Source organism: Haloarcula sp. HT12, assembly GCF_055271655.1.
Genome location: NZ_JBUXKW010000002.1, coordinates 707,722 through 724,979, shown reverse-complemented (window position 1 = coordinate 724,979; position 17,258 = coordinate 707,722). Strand labels below are relative to the sequence as shown.

Sequence of the window (17,258 nt, the reverse complement as noted above, 5' to 3'; positions counted from 1 at the left end):
GGACGAGCGTGATGACACGTCGACGGACCTACGTCCTCGCTGGCCTGCTCGTTCTCACCGGCTGCCTGACGACAGTGCTGCTGGCGCGGGTCCTGTCGACGATTTTCTTCGCGATCACGGTCGCGTACGTGCTGTTTCCCGTCTCGGAGTGGCTCGGACACCACGGGCTCAACAAGCGGCTGTCAGCGGCGTTGACGACGGGTATCGCCTTTATCAGCGGGACGCTCATCGTCATCCCGCTCGGGGCCGTGCTGTACCTGCGTCGCCGCGATCTGTTTACGTTCTTCCAGCAGCTTCCGTCCACGGTGACCGTCGAACTAGGTGAGTTCAGCTACCTGATCGAAATCGACCCCACACTGGCGGCCGCACGGGAGACGGTCACCGCCGTTGCGGTGGGTCTGGCCGCTGAATCGCCAGTGCTCGCGTTGAAAGCGGTGCTGTTTACGATTCTCGTCTACGCGATGCTCTGGCAGCCACAGGCTCCGAAGAAAGCCGTCTATCGGACGGTGCCGGCGTCGTATCACGAGGTCGTCAACCGCCTGCACCAGCGGCTCCGGGGAACGCTGTACGCGATTTACGTGCTCCAGGCGGCGACGGCGTTCGGGACCTTCCTCGTGGCGTGGGTCGTGTTCTGGCTACTGGGCTACCAGGGAGCGTTCGCGCTGGCGGTGCTCGCCGGCGTCCTGCAGTTCGTCCCAGTCATCGGTCCAAGCGTCGTCGTCCTCACCATCGCTGTCGCGGACGTCATCAACGGCGACATCACCGGGGCGATACTGGTCACCGTGTTCGGCCTCGTCTTCGTCGGTTTCCTCCCCGACGCGGTCATCAGACCGAAGCTCGCCCGCTACACCACTGGGCTCCCGGCCAGTCTCTACTTCGTCGGGTTCACCGGCGGGGTGTTGACCCTGGGCGTCATCGGCTTCATCGCCGGCCCGGTCGTTATCGCGTTGCTGGTCGAGCTGTCGTCGTTGCTGACAAGCGAGCGGCTGGGGGACCAACAGAAACTGAGCTGAGACAGCGGTCCGTCTGTCGGCGGAGTTGCACGGTTCAGTTCGTCTCCAGCGGCCGCCCCTGTGCCTCCCATTCGGTGAGACTCCCCTCGTAGAAGTCCACCCGCTCGAAGCCGAGATGCCGGAGAACGACGTACGTGTGGCTGATTCGCCGGGCGGTGTTACAGTAGAGAACGATGCGTTTCTCGGGGACGATCCCCGCGTCTTCGAGAACGGACAGCGCCTCGTCCCGGGGCAACAGGCCCCGAGTCTCGTCGTCGACGAGGTCCCGCCAGTCCAGCAGAACTGCTCCGGGGATGTGACCTGCGTCGTACTCCTCGTCCTCACGGGTGTCCACCAGCACCGCGTCGGGATCGTCCGCCGCGTCGGCGACCGCGTCCGGGCCGACCAGCGGCGTCGAAGCGGGACGGCGAACCTCGTAGTCGGTCGGCTCGACGGCCGGCACTTCGCCCGTCGTCTCCCGTTCGAGCTGCCAACTGGAGAAGTCGCCGTCCAGCAGGTGGAGCCGGTCGGGGTCGTGGCCGAACAGTTCCGCGGTGACCAGGAACCGCGCGGCGAAGACGCCGTGGTGGTCGTCGTAGGCGACGATCTCGCTCTCCGGCGTGATGCCGGCCGCCGAGAGCAACCCCGCCCACTCGTCCTCGTCGGGGAGCATCCCCTCGCCAGCATCGGACTCAGCGCCGTGTTCGTCCGCCCGGAACGAATCGAAGGGGACGTTCACCGCGCCCGGGAGGTGTCCGAGGCCGTCGTACTCCCACGCGTCCCGCACGTCGACCAGACCGAGGTCGTCACCCCGGCTCGACACCCACTCCGCAGAAACGAAATCAGTCATCGTGCTGGCGTTACCGCTCCGCCCGCTTGAAAACTCCCATCGCGCCCGGTCGAAGGTGGTTGCAAATACTGCCGATTCTCGTGAGCGAGCGCCCCGGCTCACATCCAGACATGGCACACCATGGCCCGTGTCCGCCCGGCTGCTGAAGCAGTGTCTATCGATACGTTCCAGTAGAGGCAACATATGCCGCCACGGTGGACGAGTGGCCGAACATGCCGAAAGTCGTGGTAATATATGTTTGGTAGACTTACGCTTCGATGCATTATGACTGAATACGCTAACGACGTGCTCGTCTCGGCCGATTGGGTCAGCGAGCACCTGGACGAGTTCCAGAGCGACGACCCCGCCCACCGACTGGTAGAGGTGGACGTCGACACGGAACTGTACGACGAGAGCCACGCGCCCGGCGCGATCGGCTTCAACTGGGAGACGGACCTGCAGGACCAGACCACGCGGGACATCCTCGACAAGGACGACTTCGAGGACCTGCTCGGGTCACACGGCATCAGCGAGGACTCGACGGTCGTCCTCTACGGTGACAACTCCAACTGGTTCGCCGCCTACACATACTGGCAGTTCAAGTACTACGGCCACGACGACGTGAAGCTGCTCGACGGCGGCCGCGAGTACTGGGTCGAAAACGACTACGAACTCACCGACGAAGTCCCCGAGTTCTCCGCCGTCGACTACGAGGCCTCCGGCCCGCGCGAGTCCATCCGCGCCTACCGCGAGGACGTCGAGAACGCCATCGAGCGCGAACTGCCGCTCGTCGACGTTCGCTCGCCCGAGGAGTTCTCCGGCGAGATCCTCGCACCCCCTGGACTCCAGGAGACGGCCCAGCGCGGCGGCCACGTGCCCGGCGCACAGAACATCTCCTGGGCGGCCGTCACCAACGACGACGGCACCTTCAAGGATTACGACGAACTCGAAGAGCTCTACGCCGAGTACGGCATCGACGGCGACTCCACGACGGTCGCCTACTGCCGCATTGGCGAGCGCTCCTCTGTCGCCTGGTTCGCCCTGCACGAACTGCTGGGCTACGACGACACCATCAACTACGACGGCTCCTGGACCGAATGGGGTAATCTGGTTGGTGCGCCCATCGAGAAGGGCGAAGCTGAGTAAGCGCAGTGCACGAAGCTTCGAATCGGAGCGGGGAGGCATAGCCGACCCGCGGAGAAGGGCGAGGCCGAGTAAGCGGTAGCGCACGAGGCCTCGAATCGAAGCGGCGACCGCACGGGAGCCGCAGAGAAAGGCGAAGCTGAGTAAGCGCAGCGCACGAAACTCCGCTTCGGAGCGGCGACGGCCTACATTCGACTTTTTCAGCACTGTTCGGGAACGATAGCAGAGCCGGGACAGTGGCCACCGTTCCGAACAGCTGTCTTCTGCCTCCGGAATCGACGTTGTCCCCAACCGTACATTCAAGTCAGATGCGGGTCGTACACCCGGATGTGGACCGAAAGGAACTCGAACGGGAACTCCGCGATGCCTTCGACGCCGACCCCGACATCGTCACGGTCGTGGCCAGACAGGCGCGGGACCTCTCGGAATCAGACCAGTTCGTGACCGACTTCGGGGCGGAGCTAACGGTGGGGGACGTCATCGACAACCTCGCGGACGCGCCCGAGGACTATCAGCTCGCCGAGCGATGGAACTGGTGGCTGGGGGCACTCGATCTCTCACACGGCGGCTACGCGCGGTTCAGCGTGCGACAGGACATCGATAAGACATCCTGATCTGCCGCTGTTGGAGTCTCAAAGCGCGAAAACCGGGGGCGACGCCAGTCAGTGTACGCTAAGCCCGTGTGCCTCTCGTGCGTGTTCGAGGAGTTCCTCCGTCGTGTCGAACTCCTCACCGCAACTGCACGTGTGGTACGTCGTCGGGGTTTGCTGGCGTGTCGCCATGACATCTGAACTATGGGTGCCGAGTATAATAATTGTTTATGCTAGCATGGTAACACTGCTCAGTAGATGTGTTAGCTACACACAACACAGAAGCCGTAACTGGCGAGTTAGCCCCCCACAGCAGCTAACGCTTCGAGTCTCGTCGTGTTCCAGTCTGTAGATTTTCTCTCGACCATACTGCGGTCGGGATATCAGCCGTTCGCGGCGTGAGTCCGTCATCCCCGTTTGCGACACCGTTTCACAGGGCCCGCTAGTCACGGTGCAGTCGGTTTCGAACACCGAAGGTTCGCTGGTTTGAACAGCGGACGACAGTGAGGCGAGGGTCCTCGGAACAGGTGGCGGCTGCAGCGTCTCTCGCTCGTCAGGACCGGAGCGAGAACCCGCCAAGGTCGTCGCGTTCGTCGCGCATGAACGTGTGGCGACCGGTGATGTACGCCGACCCGGTCACCTCCGGCGTCCCGACGTCGATACCGTTGCGCCGCTCGATATCGACCAGTCGACCGGTGAAGCGCGTGCCGATGACGCTCTCGTAGCGGTACGGCTCGTCGACACCGAGGTCGCCCTCGCGGTGCAGCAGCATCATCTTCGCACAGGTGCCGGTGCCACAGGGGGAACGGTCGACCTGTCCGTCGCCGAAAACGACGACGTTGCGGTCGGCCTCGGCACCGTGCTCGTAGAACTCGACAATCGAAACCGCTCTCGCCTCGTCAGTGAAGGGGTCGACAACGTCGAATCGCTCGTTGACCGCGCGCCGGATGGCTCTGCCGTACTCGACAAACGCGTCGACCGACGCCGTCCCGACCGACAGGCCGACCGCGTCGGCCTCGACCATCGCGAAGACGTTGCCGGCCGAAACGATATCCACCGGCACCGAGAGCGAATCGTCGGTCGGGTCGGCAGCGTCGAGTGAGGTGACACCGCCGGGACGGTGGTCGATGGAGACAGTCACTGTGTCACAGACGAACGATTCGACGTTTCGAACCGTGACGGCTTCGACACGACCGTCAGAAACGGTCGGGCGGGTTTCGACAAGCCCGGCCGGCGTCTCGACGACGACGGTCTCCGCGGGCGAGAGCTGGCCCGTCTCGATCAGGGCGGTTACGGCACCGATAGTCCCGTGGCCGCACATATCGAGGTAGCCTCGGCTGTCCATGAAGAACAGCCCGAGGTCGGCGTTGTCAGCGGCCGGTTCGACCGGCACAGCGCCGAACATATCGTCGTGGCCGCGCGGTTCACAGAGGAGCAGTTCGCGCAACCAGTCCAGCGCGTCGGCGAACCGGTCGCGCTGGGCGGCGACGCTGCCGCCCCGGATCGTCGAACGGTCGAACCCGCTGGTAACGATTCTGGTCGGTTCGCCGGCGGTGTGGGTATCGAGTGTCTCGACGAGGGTGTCAGTTGGCATCGGTGAGCGGATATGGTGCGAGTGACTGCACTACAGTCGTTCTAGTTCTTCTATCTGTTGCTCGCTCCAGTCGTAAAACGGTTCGTCGATCTCCCGGAGCGTGTCGACACAGTCGTTGTATCGTTCCGAGACCGAGCGTGAACACGACGGGGAACCGCTCGCTCGTGATGGTCCACTAGTCTGTCCATCAGGGGCCACCCGGAACGGGGATAGCATCAGCAGCAGGGTACTCCGTCGGGTCCGGTGTCCGCGAACCGACGACGGAAAGCGTCTGCGGATTCTACCCTCGACAATGAACGTTCAGTTTCTCGGCGGCGCTCGTGAGATCGGTCGGAGTGCCGTGCTCGTAAACGATTCCCTGCTTCTTGATTTCGGGTTGCTAACGGACAACCCACCCCAGTTTCCGGTCGAGACGCCGGAACCCGATGCGGTCGTCGTCTCCCATGGCCACCTCGACCACGTCGGCACGGTTCCGTCGCTCCTCTCGGGTGACGCTCGGCCCCCGATTCACTGGACGCCACCGACCTACGAGTTGGCCCTCACGCTCGCACGGGACACGCTCAAGCTTCACGGCGGGTCATACGGCTGTCCGTTCACCGAAACCGACCTCAAGCGAGTTACGGAGGTCTCAGAGACCCACGGGTACCGGGAGACGTTCGAGGCCGCGGGCCATACAGTCACCTTCTACAACGCCGGCCACATCCCGGGGAGCGCGCACGTCCTCGTCGACGACGGCGACACCCGCCTCCTCTACACAGGTGACTTCCACACCGAGGACCAGCGCCTCGTCTCGGGGACGACGGCTCGCCCCGACGCGGACGCGCTCATCTGCGAGAGTACCTACGCCGATGTCGACCACGAACCGCGAGCGACAGTCGAGGAGCGGTTCGCCGAGAGCGTCGAGACGACACTCTGGGAGGGTGGGACAGTGGTCGTGCCCGCCTTCGCTATCGGTCGAACGCAGGAGATGCTGCTCATCTGTGAAGCACACGACATCCCCTGTTACGTCGACGGGATGGGGAAGCAAGTCACGGAGATGCTCGGGCAGTACCCCGAGTTCGTCCGCGACGCGGACGCGCTCCAGCGGGCGAAGTCCCACGCGCGGTTCGTCACCGGCAAGGACGGCCAGCGCAAGCGCATCACCGACCAGAAGGCGGCTATCGTCACCACCAGCGGGATGCTCTCCGGCGGTCCCGCGATGACGTACATCCCCGAGATCCGCGGGAATCCGATGAACAAGATCACCATGACCGGCTACCAGGTCGAAGGGACGCCGGGACGGGACCTCATCGAGACTGGCAGCGCCGAGATAGACGGCCGGATTATGCCGGTCAGCGCACGCGTCGAGCAGTACGACTTCTCGGCACACGCCGACCGCGATGGGCTGTTTTCATACCTCGACAGCTATCGTGACACGCCGGTACTGGTCAACCACGGCGACCGCTGTGAGGCCTTTGCAACCACGCTCCGCGAGGACGGCTACGACGCAACAGCGCCCGAATTAGGCGCGACCGTTACCGTTTGATAGGCGATGAGCGAGCGGTCTCAGCCGCTCTCGTCCGTGTCCTCGGCGGCACGCTGTTTCAGCCACTCGTCGAGCAGATCACGGATCGCGGCGTCCCGGTTGTCGCGGTGGTCGGCGAACGCTTTGTCGTCAATCGCGTCGAGCAGCTCCTCGTCCAGTTCGACCTCAATCGATTCGAGGTCCAGAAACGCTTCGTCCATTGATTACGGGAAGTGGGGCAGCCAGAGAAATATATCCTCGTCAGACGGCCGTCAGTCACCCGCGTGACAGGGGGTCGCGACGGCGTCTCGGCGCGATGTGGGAGAACCGGAACGCCGGCAGTCCGGGGCTGGGCGGCTCTGCCCGAAAACGACTCGGAGGCACGGCCAGATGGATACGTATGGAGCGGGCACAGCTCGGTTTCGACCGCTACTTCGAAGTCGTCATGGAGACCGAAGCGGCGCAGGCCGCGGAGATGACCGTCGAGTCGGGCCGGTCCGTCGGCGGGCCGGAGAACTACCACGCCGACAGCGACCAGTGGCTGTTCGTGGTCAGCGGTACCGGCGTCGTCACTGTCGACGGTGACACACACCGTGTCAACGCTGGCGATCTCGTCCGCATCGAGGCTGGCGAGCGACACGGCATCGAAAACGACGGCGACGAGCCGCTAGAAACAGTCAACTTCTACACGCCGCCGCGGTAGCCAGCTCAGCTTTCGGTCCCGTCGGTCGGGGTGGTCAGTTCGTAGCAGTCCCCGTCCCGGATGACGTATCCCGCGTCCGATTCGGTCAGCATACGGGCCGCCGTACCGGTGACAGTCGACCCCTCGCCCGACCGGAGCGCCGAATCGAGCGCCTCGGCCTGCTCGTCGTCGAGCGACAGCGGTTCGAGCGTCACACACCGGTCGCCGTCCGTCGTTTCGACCGCATACGTCACCGCGACGGGTTTGTCAGCATGGACTTCCCACGAGAACACGTAGTACGACCCGTTGTAGACGTACACCGAGCTATTCGGCTCGAAGCCGCCCGCGTCGGAGTCGTATCTGTGTTCGCCCGCCGCTATCGCGTCGATGACAGCGCGTCGGTCGCTGTCGGGGAGGTCGGCGACCCGTACCGTCGACTCGTTTCCGGGCTCGTCGACTTCGCTCACGCTGTACTCGTTGACGTACCCGCCAGACCCGCTCGTTTGCTCGGCAATTTCGTACGTCGCGCCGTCGAACGCGAAACAGTCGAATTCGTGAACGACGTGGGCCCACTCGTAGTTAGTCACATCTGTCGAGTCGTCACGGAGAGCCGCTTTGAGTTGGTCGACTGCCCCGGAAGGGAGGCCGACGGTCGCCGTTTCGGGCACCGCCGCAGCGTCGACCGGTGACAGCACTACCGGGGTCGGACTCGGCGTAACCGCCGTCGAAGGGTCGTCGCTGAATCCGGCACAGCCGGCAGTGAGCGTACAGGCAACGGTACCGAGGACGGTCCGGCGGGAGGGCATAGTCGCCGGTTTCCGGCCGAGCGGTAAATGCTTTCAGCGTCAGGCGACGCCGGCCGCGGCGTCCATCGGGTCCTGGATGTCGCCGACGACCTCTTCGAGCAGGTCCGTGACCGTCACCAGCCCGACGACTGCGCCGTCATCAAACACGAGCGCGAGTTCCTGACGCTCGGCCTGAAACTGGTCGATAGCGTCGCTGACGGTCGTGTCAGGGGACATCGTCATCGGCGGCGAGGCGACGGTTTCGAGATCGATACCGTCAAGCAGACCGCCGCTACCGGCCTGTTCCTCGCGCTCGTCGACGAGGGCGGGGATGTAGACGATGCCGAGGAACTCTTCGAGCGTCTCGCCGACGAGCGGGTAGCGGGTGTGGGGCGTCTCGGCGATTCGCTCGGCGTTGGTCGCATCGTCGTCGGTCGGCGACAGCGCGACGATATCCGCCCGGGGCACCATCACCTCGCCGACCTCGCGGTCGCCAACCCGAAACGCAGCGAGCACCTCCTCGCGGCGCTCGTCGGACACGTCACCGCGGTCCAAGACAGAGCCGAGTTCGTTGCGCAGTTCCGCGCGGGACTCGATGCTATCGACTTCGGTTTCGAGCCACGCGCCGGACATCTCGACGCCAAACAGCCCAAGCGTCCACTTGGCGACTCCGTCGCCGACGGCGATAATCGGCGAGATGAGCCACGCGAAGTAGTACAGCGGCGTCGCGCCGTATCGACAGACGAACTTCGCACGCTCGACGCCGAGGTACGTCGGCGTCTGCTCGCCGTGGGTCAGGTGGACGAGGTTGATGAGGAGGAAGGCGATAGCGCCGCCGAGGCCGACGCCGGCCAAGACCGACGACTCGAAGTAGGGCTCGAAGATGGCTGCCAGCGCCGGCTCGGCGATGATACCGACGGCGATGCTGGAAGCCGTAATTCCCACCTGACAGCTCGTCAGGTAGATCTCGAGGTCGTCGGTCATCTCCCAGGCGCGCCGGAGGCCGGGCTCGTCGAACTCCGACTCCGTGTACTGTCTGGCTCGCGTCAGCGCGAACTCGATGGCGACGAAGAAGCCGTTCGCGAGGATCAGGGCGAGTCCTGCAAGCAGCCTGACCGCGATCTCGACTGGTTGCATGTGCCGGCGAGGTTCACGTTCCGGCGGTGAAAAAGTGGGGATCGCAGGCCCCGCTCGTGTCGCGACAGCACCGTGGTCGTTCTCAGATGCTCTCGAAGTCGTACTCCACGCCGGTGAGGTCGGTCGAGACCGCCCAGAGCCGTTCGGCGGTTTCCTCGTCCCGGGAGGCCTCGTTCGACTGCTGGAACTCGGGCGAGCCGCGCATGTCGAACAGCCCGCCGGGGCCGACGTACTCGCCGCCGATGACGTCGTCGGCGGTGGCGGCGTACAGCATCGGGAGCGCACCTCGTTCAGCAGATTGGGCGAGCACGGCGTTGGCGATGCCCATCGCCGCGGTTCGCAGCGTCGACCCCATCTCTCGGGGGCCACGGAACTGGAGGTCCGTGTCGGCGTAGCCGGGATGGCAGGCGACGCTTATCACGTCGTCCCAGCCGTGGTTACCGAGGCGGCGCTGGAGTTCGTAGGCGAAGAGGAGGTTGGCGAGCTTGCTCTGGCCGTAGGCGGACCACTTCCCGTAGGAGCGCTCGCCCTGGAGGTCGTCGAAGTCGATCTCGCCCATTTCGTGGGCGCCGCTGGACTGCGTGACGATTCGGGACTCGCCCTCAGCGGCCCCGAGCAGGTCAAGCAGGTGTCCGGTCAGGGCGAAATGGCCCAGATGGTTGACGCCGAACTGCGTCTCGAAGCCGTCGGCCGTCTCGCTCCGGGGAATCGCCATGACGCCGGCGTTGTTACAGAGGACATCGACGGCGTCGTAGTCCTCGTGGAGGCCCTCGGCGAACGACGCGACGTTCGACAGATCGGCCAGGTCACACTCGCGGACATCGAGCGTCGCGTTCGGAACGGCTTCGCGGATCTCCGCGGCGGCCGATTCGCCCCGCTCGACGCTCCGGCACGCCATTACCACCGTCGCGGCCCTGCGAGCGAACGCCTTCGAGCCTTCGAGTCCCAGTCCGCTGTTCGCACCAGTCACGACCACGGTTCGGTCCGTCAGCGGGGGCATGTCTTCGATAGTCCAGCCTGGCATTGGCGCGGTTACGGGCGCGAGACACTGAAACCCATCGACAGCGAGAGAGTGAGAGTCTTATGCCGTCGCCCCCGTGGTTCCGGTGATGAGCGACGTGTCGGTCACCGTGTACACGCGCGAGGACTGCCATCTCTGTGAACAGGCCATCGGGACAATCGAGCAGGTCGCCGACGACGAGGGGGTCGCCGTCGCGCTGGACCTCGTCGACGTCGACGAGGACCCGGCCCTCCGCGAGGAGTACGGCGAGCGCGTTCCGTACGTCTTCATCGAGGGGTCGCCGGCGTTCAAGTATCACGTCGACGAGCGGCAGTTGCGCGAGAAATTACAGCAGTCGTCGTAGTCAGTTCGGGTGCTCGACCTGACGAATCGTGATGCTGACGCTCCCGAACGGTCTGAGCGTGAGGGCGTCGCAGGCGTAGAAACAGCGCCGCAGTCTCGCGGCCCGTCTCGCACTGACGACCAGACCAGCGAGCGCCGCGAGCGCACCGAGACCGACCAGCGGCTGGCTGATCGCCCACAGCAGCAGGAAAAACGCGAGCACCAGCGCGTAGCTCGCCGCGATTCGCCGCCACGTGGGATTCAGACCGGCGCGGTCACGCGGAGCGGATGGTGGTTGTTGCATTGACTTCGTATCAGTCGCTCGCTACCGCTCTCGTCCCGTCGAGGACTTCGAGGAGTCGGTCGGCACGCGGCGTCGCGGTGTAGTACCGCCAGCGGCCCTCCTTCCGTCGCTCGACCAGGCCTGCGCTGAACAGCCGCGAGAGCGCCTGGCTGACCGCACCCTGGCTCACGCCGAGAGCCGGTTCGAGCTCGCAGACGCACACTGCCTCGTCGGCGTCGGCGATGAGCCGGAGCGCCTCGTAGCGGGTATCGGTTCCGAGCGTCGCAAGCGTCTGTACGTCCGCGGCGAGTTCGGCTTCCGACAGGGACTGGCTGACTGACGGACAGCAGTCCGATTGCGGGCCGTCCCCCTCTGGTGGTCGTGTCTCTGACTGGTCTGAAGACATATTAGTGTATTCTAATATTAGCGTGTGCTAATATAATACTTTCGCACCGACCAGTCAGTGTCAGCATTCCGCGGGAGAGATGTGCGAAGGCGTGAGCCGCGTAGTCCGAGCGAAATAAAACCGGTTAGCGCCCGTGCTCGACAGCATCGGCCAGCGCCGCCGTCGCCGCTTCCGGGTCGTCGGCACGCGTGATAGCGGTGATAACAGCGACACCGTCGGCTCCCGCCTGGACGACTTCAGCGGCGTTTTCGGCCGTGATGCCGCCGATTCCGACGAAGGGAATGTCCACGGCCTCAGCGATGGCGGCGACGCGGTCGGTACCGACGGCGTACTCCTCGTCGTCGATGTCGTCTTTCGACCCGGTGGCGAACACCGCGCCGACGCCGAGGTAGTCCGCACCGGCTGCCTCGGCCGCTTCGGCGTCTTCGACGGTCGAAACAGAGCGGCCGATGAGCGCGTCGTCGCCCAGAAGGTCCCGAGCGACAGAAACGGGGAGGTCGTCGTCGCCGAGGTGGACCCCGTCGGCATCGAGTGCCTGCGCCAGATCAACGCGGTCGTTGACGACGAACGTGACGCCGGCCTCACGGGTCAGTTCCCGTAGGTCCCGGCCGAGTTCGTAGCGTTCGCGCGCGGTCCGGTCCTTCTCGCGGAGTTGGACGACGCCGACGCCGCCGTCGATTGCGTCCCCGACGATGTCGTCGGTCGTCCGGCCCGCCGAGAGCGACGCCTGCGTGACGAGATATACGTCCCAGTCGACCATAGCGGGTCTCCGGACCGACGGGTCTTGTGTGCTGTGCGTTACGACTCCGTCTCGGCCGCCGACCCCGCTGTATCCGCGTCGTCGGTGCCGGTGCTGGCGTCGGCCAGCACGCCGTCGCGGACGGCCATCCGAAGGCCGAACTCGGCGATGTTGCCGCCGTGTTCGGCGGTTCTGGAGAGACTGTCGAGGGCGCGCGTGAGCCGGTAGTCGGCGTCACCGGCTTCGAACAGCTGTCGGTCGAGGTCAGTTATCCGCTGGCGCACGGCTCGGCGCTTGGCGAGGGTCTCTCGGGCGGTCGTGACGCAGGCATCGCCGATGATGACGCGGACGGCGTCCTCGACGACAGTGCGGACCTCATCGGCGATGTCGTCGAGATCTGTAACGATGGCGCTGGGAGGCTGGCCGTCGAGCCGGTCGGCGACGGTACCGATGCGCTCGGCGTGGTCGGCCACGCGTTCGAGTTCGTTCGCGGTCACCCAGAGGCTGAACAGTTCGGGCCGTGTCAGCCCGAGGGCGTCGATCTCGTCGAGCCGCGCCAGCCCGCGCTCGAAGTAGCGGTCGATCATGGCGTACAGCCGGTCTGCCTGGTCGTCCCGGTCGGCCCACCGGTCGCTGGTCGTCCCGTTCGTGAGCGCGGCCATCGCGTCCCGGTGCATCGACAGCGCGACGAACTGGAGCTGGCGAACCGACTGCCTGACGGACACCTCGCCGGCGTCGAGCAGCGTCTGAACCGTCACCTGCGAGTCGGTCTCCTCGGCGACAGTCACGCCAGTCAGGTTCCGGGTGACCCGCTCGATGGCCCGGTGTTGCTCGTCGGAGTAGCCGTCGGGGACTTCGAGGACGACGGACTCGACGCCGGCGGCGTATGCCGCCCGGAGCAACTGCTCTATCTCCGCCGGGTCGTCGTTTCCGACTGCCAGTGTGACGCGGTTCCGCGGCGTCGTCCGGGAGTCGGGGGTCTGAATCACCAGCAGGCCGTCGATGTGCGTGTGGAGGTTGACCGTCGTCCCGGCCGTACAGCCCTCCGATTCGGCCCACTCTTTCGGCAGCGAAACGGTGTAGGTCCCGCCGCCGACGGTCTGTATCTTTCGGGTGTCCATGCTTAGTAGATGAGCTCCGAGTCGGTTTCGACCATGTACAGCGTCCGCGCTGCGATGTTGACGGCGTGGTCGCCGACGCGTTCGAGGTCCCGAACCGTCAACAGGAGCCGGGACACGTCGTCGAGAAGCCCCTCGACCGCCCAACCGTCGTCGGTGTCGGCCTCCCGTTCGATGAGGTCCCGAGCGACGGTCTCGCTGGCCCGCTGACAGAGCGCGTCGAGCGCGTCGTCGTCGGCCGCGATGGCGCGACACTCCGCGATGTCCGCCCGCTCGTAGGCGTCGATGCTGCGCTCGACCATCTCGGTGGCTTCCCGGCCGATCGTGTCGACGTCGATCTCGGGACCGAGTCGCTGGTCGGCCGACTGTGCGTAGGCTGCGAGGTTCGTCGCGAGGTCGCCGATGCGTTCGAGGTCGGTGATGATTTTGAACGAGGCCGCGACGAATCTGAGGTCGCTCGCGACCGGCTGCTGGAGGGCAAAGAGGTGGATACAGTCTGTTTCGAGCGCCAGATACAGCTCGTTTATGTCGTCGTCGCCGTCGATGACCGCCTGCGCCATGTCCTGGTCGACGGTCCGGAGCGCGGTCAGCGCGGCTTCGAGTCGCTCGACGACGAGGTCGCCCATCTCGACGACGTTCTCCCGGAGTTCGTCCAGTTGTTGCTGGTACGACTCGCGTGACATAGGTCACCCGAACTTGCCGGTGATGTAGTCCTCGACGCGTTGACTCTCGGGGTTCTCGAAGATCTTGTCCGTATCGTCGAACTCGACGAGTTCGCCGCCGGTGAGGAACACGGCCGTCTTGTCGGAGATGCGAGCCGCCTGCTGCATGTTGTGGGTGACGATGACGACCGTGTACTCCTCGGCCAGTTCCTCGATGAGGTCCTCGATCTGGGAGGTGGCGATGGGGTCCAGCGCCGAGGCCGGCTCGTCCATCAGGATGACTTCGGGGTCGACAGCGATGGCGCGGGCGATGCAGAGCCGCTGTTGCTGACCGCCCGAGAGGTCAAGCGCGGAGTCATCCAGGCGGTCCTTGACTTCGTCCCACAGGGCGGCCCGTTTCAGCGACTGCTCGACTTTTGCGTCTAAATTCTCGGTGTTACCCTGGATTCGGAGCCCGTAGGCGACGTTGTCGTAGATGCTCTTCGGGAAGGGGTTGGGGTGCTGGAACACCATCCCGATGCGTCGCCGAAGCGCGACAGGGTCGACGTAGTCGTCGTAGACGTTCTGGCCGTGGAAGTACAGATCCCCTTCGACGCGGGCGATATCGACGAGATCGTTCATCCGGTTGATACACCGGAGGAACGTCGACTTCCCACAGCCCGACGGACCGATCATCGCGGTGACGCGGTTCGAGGGAATCTCTATCGTGATCTCCTGCAGCGCCTGCGTATCGCCGTAGTATACATCTAGACTCTGGGATTGAACCACCGACTCAGTCTCGGAATCCGCTAATTGGGTGTCGGATCGTTCCGAGAGACCACCACCACCGGGGTCCGTCGAGATGAGCTGGTCAGTGTCGCTTTGCTGTGCCGTCGCGGATTGGTTTTCGTTTGCCATTATAGCTCCTCCGTTTCGAACTTGTTTCGCAGTAGAATGGCGATAGAGTTCATCGTCAGTAGGACGACGAGCAGCGTCACGACGCCCGCCGCGACGACGCCGTGCTGGAACTCCGCCGACGGGTACGACGACCACGCGAAGATCTGCATCGGCATCGCCGTCGTCTTGCTGAACAGGCCCGAGGGCGGACTGAACTTCGTCGTTGCGACCCCGATCATGATCAGCGGGGCCGTCTCGCCGATAGCCCGGCCGAGCGCCAGAATCGTCCCGGTCAAAATTCCGGGAATCGCGCGCGGCAACACGATGTTTCGCGTCGTCTGCCACTTGGTCGCCCCCATGCCGTAGGACGCCTTCCTGATCGAATCCGGGACCGCGCGGATCGCCTCGCGGGCGGAGATGATGACAATCGGGAGGATGAGTAGCGAAAGCGTCAGCGCGGCAGTGATGACGGTCCCGAAGCCCAGCCCGACGAGGTTCGCGAACACGGCCAGGCCGAGGATGCCGTACACCACCGACGGAACGCCGGCGAGGTTCGAGATATTGATCCGGATGAGTCGAGCGACCGAACCGCCGAGTCCGCTGTCCGGCGCGTATTCTTCGAGGAAGACCGCCGCTCCCACACCCAGCAGGAGAGTCAGGAGCGCCACCAGTACGATCATGAACACGGACCCGATAATCGCCGGGTACAGGCCGGCCTGTTCGGCGGTCTGGGACGGAGCCGACGTGAGATACTGCCAGTCGAACCACGGTGTCGGCCCGTTCAGGCCAAGCAGGTCAGTCACGATCAGCAACAGCGCAACGCCGCCGACGAAGACGCCGGGTCCGACGAACCCGACCCGGTTTTCGGGGATAGCGAGATTCTTCCAGACGATGACGCCGAGCGGGGCAAACAGCGTCGAGAGGAAGATCAGCCAGACGGAGCGGCTGACCAGCGGCAGCGAATCGACGAGCGGGACAACGGCAAAGGCAACGGCGATAAGCAGGCCGGCGGCGAAGTTCCCGTTGCCCAGTTCTAGATAGTCCTCGACGACGTACCGGACCACTATCGCGGTCGGGACGACCATCGAGAACAGATAGACGAACGGGCCACCGATGACGGCCTCTATCTGTGAGAGCGTGTCCAGCGTCAGCGTGCCGACCGCTGGCCCGAGGAACATCACCCCGAGCATGGCCAGTCCGATCCAGGCGGCCTCGGAGTACACGCGACCGTAAAAATACAGGCCAGCCAGCGGCACGACGACCGTGAGGAAGTACGCGAACCAGACCGCCGGTCCGGCGATGACCTCGACGACCGCGACGATACCGAACCCGGCGAGGACACCGCCCATCACCGTCGACGCCAGTTCAAGCGCAACCGTTCCGGCGACGGTGTTCCGGCGAGCATAGGCGATGAATCCAAGCGTCGGAACGACGACACAGACCACCAGTGCGCCATACCACGCGAGTTCGGCCGAGGCGAGGCCGAAGGCGTCCCAGAAGACGTACAGCAATAGGACGCCCAGCGCGACCAGGCCAAAGAGCGATGCGCCCAGCGTCAGATACTCGAAGACGGCCCCTTTCGTCCGGCTAACGGATTCGAATGCAGTGTCTCCCGATGTCGGTGTCGCCATTACTCGTAATCCTCCTGGTATCGCAGCGTAATCGCATCGCTCACGAGGTTCAGCGCGAACGTCATCACGAACAGCGTCAGGCCGATGGCGAACAGCGCCCGGTAGGCGGTCGTCCCGCCGGCGAGGTCGCTGGTGCCTAACTGCACAATCGCCGACGTCATCGTCTGTGTCGACTGGAAGAAACTCGTCAGCAGGTCCGGGACGGTGTCAGGAAAGCGAGCCGTCTGGCCGGCCGCCACAACGACGATCATCGTCTCACCGATGGCGCGGGACAGCGCGAGGATGTACGACGACGCGATGCCCGACACCGCCGACGGGACGACGACGCTCGTCGACACCCGGTACTTCGTCGCACCGAGGCCGTACGCCGCGTTCCGTATCGAGTCGGGGACGGCGCTCATACTGTCCTCGCTGATGGAGGACACCATCGGGATGATCATGATGCCCATCACCAGCGAGGCCGAGAGGGCGTTGAACGTCCCGAGATCCAGCCCCGGAATCGCATCGAGCAGCGGCGTCACGTAGACGAGCGCGAAGTAGCCGTACACGACTGTCGGCACGCCAGCGAGGACCTCCAGCAACGGCTTGAGTACTGCACGCCGTCGCTGGCTCGCGTACTCGCTCAGATAGATTGCGGTGAGCAGTCCCACGGGGAGAGCCACCGCCGCTGCACCCACCGTGATCAGAATCGTTCCGAACACGAGCGGGAGCACGCCGAAGACGGTTGGCTGGATGGCTGGGCTGAACTGCGTCCCCAAGAGGAATTCACTGAACGAGATGTCGTTGAAAAACGTAAACGTCGGGAGAACCAGCGCGAGGATGATGCCGGCCGTCGTGAGGACCGAGATCGCTGCACAGACGAAAAAGACGACCCCGTAGATGGACTCACGGATGTCTTGGAAGCCTCGGTCCCCGGATAAATCAACTGTATTTGACATGTGTGGT

General features: G+C 64.6%; 20 protein-coding genes. 6 read left to right on the top strand and 14 right to left on the bottom strand.

Translation table 11 applies throughout. The annotated features are described in order from the left end of the window. Positions 1 to 8: 8 nt before the first annotated feature. Positions 9 to 1,013 (top strand): AI-2E family transporter, encoded by a 1,005-nt coding sequence (locus tag ACY9XZ_RS08940; protein WP_463456684.1) that lies wholly within the window; start codon positions 9 to 11, stop codon positions 1,011 to 1,013. Between the two features lie 34 nt (positions 1,014 to 1,047). Here the strand turns inward: ACY9XZ_RS08940 and ACY9XZ_RS08935 are convergent, their stop codons facing one another. Continuing rightward, positions 1,048 to 1,842: a sulfurtransferase gene (locus tag ACY9XZ_RS08935; protein WP_463456683.1), complete on the bottom strand. Its 795-nt coding sequence runs from the start codon at positions 1,840 to 1,842 to the stop codon at positions 1,048 to 1,050. A 264-nt stretch (positions 1,843 to 2,106) separates the two neighbouring features. On the opposite strand from ACY9XZ_RS08935, the gene ACY9XZ_RS08930 reads away from it, so the two are divergent. Beyond that, complete coding sequence (locus tag ACY9XZ_RS08930) at positions 2,107 to 2,967, top strand: sulfurtransferase (RefSeq protein ID WP_463456682.1); 861 nt, start codon at positions 2,107 to 2,109, stop codon at positions 2,965 to 2,967. A gap of 305 nt (positions 2,968 to 3,272) precedes the next feature. Next, positions 3,273 to 3,578, top strand: coding sequence for a hypothetical protein (locus ACY9XZ_RS08925; RefSeq protein ID WP_463456681.1), 306 nt, complete (start codon positions 3,273 to 3,275; stop codon positions 3,576 to 3,578). Positions 3,579 to 4,107: 529 nt separating this feature from the next. Here ACY9XZ_RS08925 and ACY9XZ_RS08920 read toward each other — a convergent pair. After that, positions 4,108 to 5,148, bottom strand: coding sequence for a proline racemase family protein (locus tag ACY9XZ_RS08920; protein ID WP_463456680.1), 1,041 nt, complete (start codon positions 5,146 to 5,148; stop codon positions 4,108 to 4,110). A 292-nt stretch (positions 5,149 to 5,440) separates the two neighbouring features. On the opposite strand from ACY9XZ_RS08920, the gene ACY9XZ_RS08915 reads away from it, so the two are divergent. Beyond that, complete coding sequence (locus ACY9XZ_RS08915; protein ID WP_463456679.1) at positions 5,441 to 6,673, top strand: MBL fold metallo-hydrolase; 1,233 nt, start codon at positions 5,441 to 5,443, stop codon at positions 6,671 to 6,673. Between the two features lie 20 nt (positions 6,674 to 6,693). Here ACY9XZ_RS08915 and ACY9XZ_RS08910 read toward each other — a convergent pair whose 3' ends face one another. Beyond that, a complete protein-coding gene (locus tag ACY9XZ_RS08910; RefSeq protein ID WP_004514885.1) occupies positions 6,694 to 6,873 on the bottom strand; it encodes a ribbon-helix-helix protein, CopG family in 180 nt (59 codons plus the stop codon). A 179-nt stretch (positions 6,874 to 7,052) separates the two neighbouring features. On the opposite strand from ACY9XZ_RS08910, the gene ACY9XZ_RS08905 reads away from it, so the two are divergent. After that, positions 7,053 to 7,355 carry a cupin domain-containing protein gene (locus tag ACY9XZ_RS08905; protein ID WP_463456678.1) on the top strand — a complete coding sequence of 101 codons (303 nt, stop codon included), beginning with the start codon at positions 7,053 to 7,055 and terminating at the stop codon, positions 7,353 to 7,355. 5 nt (positions 7,356 to 7,360) lie between these two features. Here ACY9XZ_RS08905 and ACY9XZ_RS08900 read toward each other — a convergent pair whose 3' ends face one another. From ACY9XZ_RS08900 to ACY9XZ_RS08890, 3 genes are all read right to left on the bottom strand, one after another. Then, the gene (locus tag ACY9XZ_RS08900) at positions 7,361 to 8,140 is read right to left on the bottom strand and encodes a hypothetical protein (protein ID WP_463456677.1); all 780 of its coding nucleotides are present in this window, start codon (positions 8,138 to 8,140) and stop codon (positions 7,361 to 7,363) included. Positions 8,141 to 8,179: 39 nt separating this feature from the next. Beyond that, the gene (locus tag ACY9XZ_RS08895; RefSeq protein ID WP_463456676.1) at positions 8,180 to 9,256 is read right to left on the bottom strand and encodes a CNNM domain-containing protein; all 1,077 of its coding nucleotides are present in this window, start codon (positions 9,254 to 9,256) and stop codon (positions 8,180 to 8,182) included. Between the two features lie 82 nt (positions 9,257 to 9,338). After that, positions 9,339 to 10,280: an oxidoreductase gene (locus tag ACY9XZ_RS08890; RefSeq protein ID WP_463456675.1), complete on the bottom strand. Its 942-nt coding sequence runs from the start codon at positions 10,278 to 10,280 to the stop codon at positions 9,339 to 9,341. A gap of 85 nt (positions 10,281 to 10,365) precedes the next feature. Between ACY9XZ_RS08890 and ACY9XZ_RS08885 the strand changes: the two genes are divergently transcribed. Then, positions 10,366 to 10,620: a glutaredoxin family protein gene (locus ACY9XZ_RS08885; RefSeq protein ID WP_463456674.1), complete on the top strand. Its 255-nt coding sequence runs from the start codon at positions 10,366 to 10,368 to the stop codon at positions 10,618 to 10,620. On the opposite strand, the gene ACY9XZ_RS08880 is transcribed toward ACY9XZ_RS08885, so the two are convergent. From ACY9XZ_RS08880 to pstC, 8 genes are all read right to left on the bottom strand, one after another. Then, the gene (locus tag ACY9XZ_RS08880) at positions 10,621 to 10,902 is read right to left on the bottom strand and encodes a hypothetical protein (RefSeq protein ID WP_463456673.1); all 282 of its coding nucleotides are present in this window, start codon (positions 10,900 to 10,902) and stop codon (positions 10,621 to 10,623) included. A gap of 10 nt (positions 10,903 to 10,912) precedes the next feature. Continuing rightward, positions 10,913 to 11,287, bottom strand: coding sequence for an ArsR/SmtB family transcription factor (locus ACY9XZ_RS08875; RefSeq protein ID WP_463456672.1), 375 nt, complete (start codon positions 11,285 to 11,287; stop codon positions 10,913 to 10,915). 124 nt (positions 11,288 to 11,411) lie between these two features. Beyond that, a complete protein-coding gene (thiE, locus tag ACY9XZ_RS08870; protein WP_463456671.1) occupies positions 11,412 to 12,047 on the bottom strand; it encodes a thiamine phosphate synthase in 636 nt (211 codons plus the stop codon). 38 nt (positions 12,048 to 12,085) lie between these two features. Next, a complete protein-coding gene (locus ACY9XZ_RS08865) occupies positions 12,086 to 13,147 on the bottom strand; it encodes a PhoU domain-containing protein (RefSeq protein ID WP_463456670.1) in 1,062 nt (353 codons plus the stop codon). Between the two features lie 2 nt (positions 13,148 to 13,149). Continuing rightward, the gene (gene phoU / locus ACY9XZ_RS08860) at positions 13,150 to 13,827 is read right to left on the bottom strand and encodes a phosphate signaling complex protein PhoU (RefSeq protein WP_463456669.1); all 678 of its coding nucleotides are present in this window, start codon (positions 13,825 to 13,827) and stop codon (positions 13,150 to 13,152) included. A gap of 3 nt (positions 13,828 to 13,830) precedes the next feature. Then, on the bottom strand, positions 13,831 to 14,703 hold the full coding sequence (pstB, locus tag ACY9XZ_RS08855) for a phosphate ABC transporter ATP-binding protein PstB (protein ID WP_463456668.1): 873 nt from the start codon (positions 14,701 to 14,703) through the stop codon (positions 13,831 to 13,833). Continuing rightward, a complete protein-coding gene (gene pstA, locus ACY9XZ_RS08850; RefSeq protein ID WP_463456667.1) occupies positions 14,703 to 16,313 on the bottom strand; it encodes a phosphate ABC transporter permease PstA in 1,611 nt (536 codons plus the stop codon). Before pstA ends, pstB begins: the two co-directional genes overlap by 1 nt. After that, positions 16,313 to 17,251: a phosphate ABC transporter permease subunit PstC gene (pstC, locus tag ACY9XZ_RS08845; RefSeq protein WP_463456666.1), complete on the bottom strand. Its 939-nt coding sequence runs from the start codon at positions 17,249 to 17,251 to the stop codon at positions 16,313 to 16,315. Before pstC ends, pstA begins: the two co-directional genes overlap by 1 nt. Between the last annotated feature and the right edge of the window lie 7 nt (positions 17,252 to 17,258).

Excerpts from the sequence above, each read along its gene's own strand:
- ACY9XZ_RS08925 (WP_463456681.1), top strand. The coding sequence starts at position 3,273 with ATGCGGGTCGTACACCCGGATGTGGACCGAAAGGAACTCGAACGGGAA.
- pstA (WP_463456667.1), bottom strand. The coding sequence starts at position 16,313 with ATGGCGACACCGACATCGGGAGACACTGCATTCGAATCCGTTAGCCGG.
- ACY9XZ_RS08875 (WP_463456672.1), bottom strand. The coding sequence starts at position 11,287 with ATGTCTTCAGACCAGTCAGAGACACGACCACCAGAGGGGGACGGCCCG.
- ACY9XZ_RS08865 (WP_463456670.1), bottom strand. The coding sequence starts at position 13,147 with ATGGACACCCGAAAGATACAGACCGTCGGCGGCGGGACCTACACCGTT.
- ACY9XZ_RS08895 (WP_463456676.1), bottom strand. The coding sequence starts at position 9,256 with ATGCAACCAGTCGAGATCGCGGTCAGGCTGCTTGCAGGACTCGCCCTG.
- ACY9XZ_RS08885 (WP_463456674.1), top strand. The coding sequence starts at position 10,366 with ATGAGCGACGTGTCGGTCACCGTGTACACGCGCGAGGACTGCCATCTC.
- ACY9XZ_RS08920 (WP_463456680.1), bottom strand. The coding sequence starts at position 5,148 with ATGCCAACTGACACCCTCGTCGAGACACTCGATACCCACACCGCCGGC.
- thiE (WP_463456671.1), bottom strand. The coding sequence starts at position 12,047 with ATGGTCGACTGGGACGTATATCTCGTCACGCAGGCGTCGCTCTCGGCG.
- ACY9XZ_RS08910 (WP_004514885.1), bottom strand. The coding sequence starts at position 6,873 with ATGGACGAAGCGTTTCTGGACCTCGAATCGATTGAGGTCGAACTGGAC.
- pstC (WP_463456666.1), bottom strand. The coding sequence starts at position 17,251 with ATGTCAAATACAGTTGATTTATCCGGGGACCGAGGCTTCCAAGACATC.
- ACY9XZ_RS08880 (WP_463456673.1), bottom strand. The coding sequence starts at position 10,902 with ATGCAACAACCACCATCCGCTCCGCGTGACCGCGCCGGTCTGAATCCC.
- phoU (WP_463456669.1), bottom strand. The coding sequence starts at position 13,827 with ATGTCACGCGAGTCGTACCAGCAACAACTGGACGAACTCCGGGAGAAC.
- ACY9XZ_RS08935 (WP_463456683.1), bottom strand. The coding sequence starts at position 1,842 with ATGACTGATTTCGTTTCTGCGGAGTGGGTGTCGAGCCGGGGTGACGAC.
- ACY9XZ_RS08890 (WP_463456675.1), bottom strand. The coding sequence starts at position 10,280 with ATGCCAGGCTGGACTATCGAAGACATGCCCCCGCTGACGGACCGAACC.
- ACY9XZ_RS08905 (WP_463456678.1), top strand. The coding sequence starts at position 7,053 with ATGGAGCGGGCACAGCTCGGTTTCGACCGCTACTTCGAAGTCGTCATG.
- ACY9XZ_RS08915 (WP_463456679.1), top strand. The coding sequence starts at position 5,441 with ATGAACGTTCAGTTTCTCGGCGGCGCTCGTGAGATCGGTCGGAGTGCC.
- ACY9XZ_RS08930 (WP_463456682.1), top strand. The coding sequence starts at position 2,107 with ATGACTGAATACGCTAACGACGTGCTCGTCTCGGCCGATTGGGTCAGC.
- ACY9XZ_RS08900 (WP_463456677.1), bottom strand. The coding sequence starts at position 8,140 with ATGCCCTCCCGCCGGACCGTCCTCGGTACCGTTGCCTGTACGCTCACT.
- pstB (WP_463456668.1), bottom strand. The coding sequence starts at position 14,703 with ATGGCAAACGAAAACCAATCCGCGACGGCACAGCAAAGCGACACTGAC.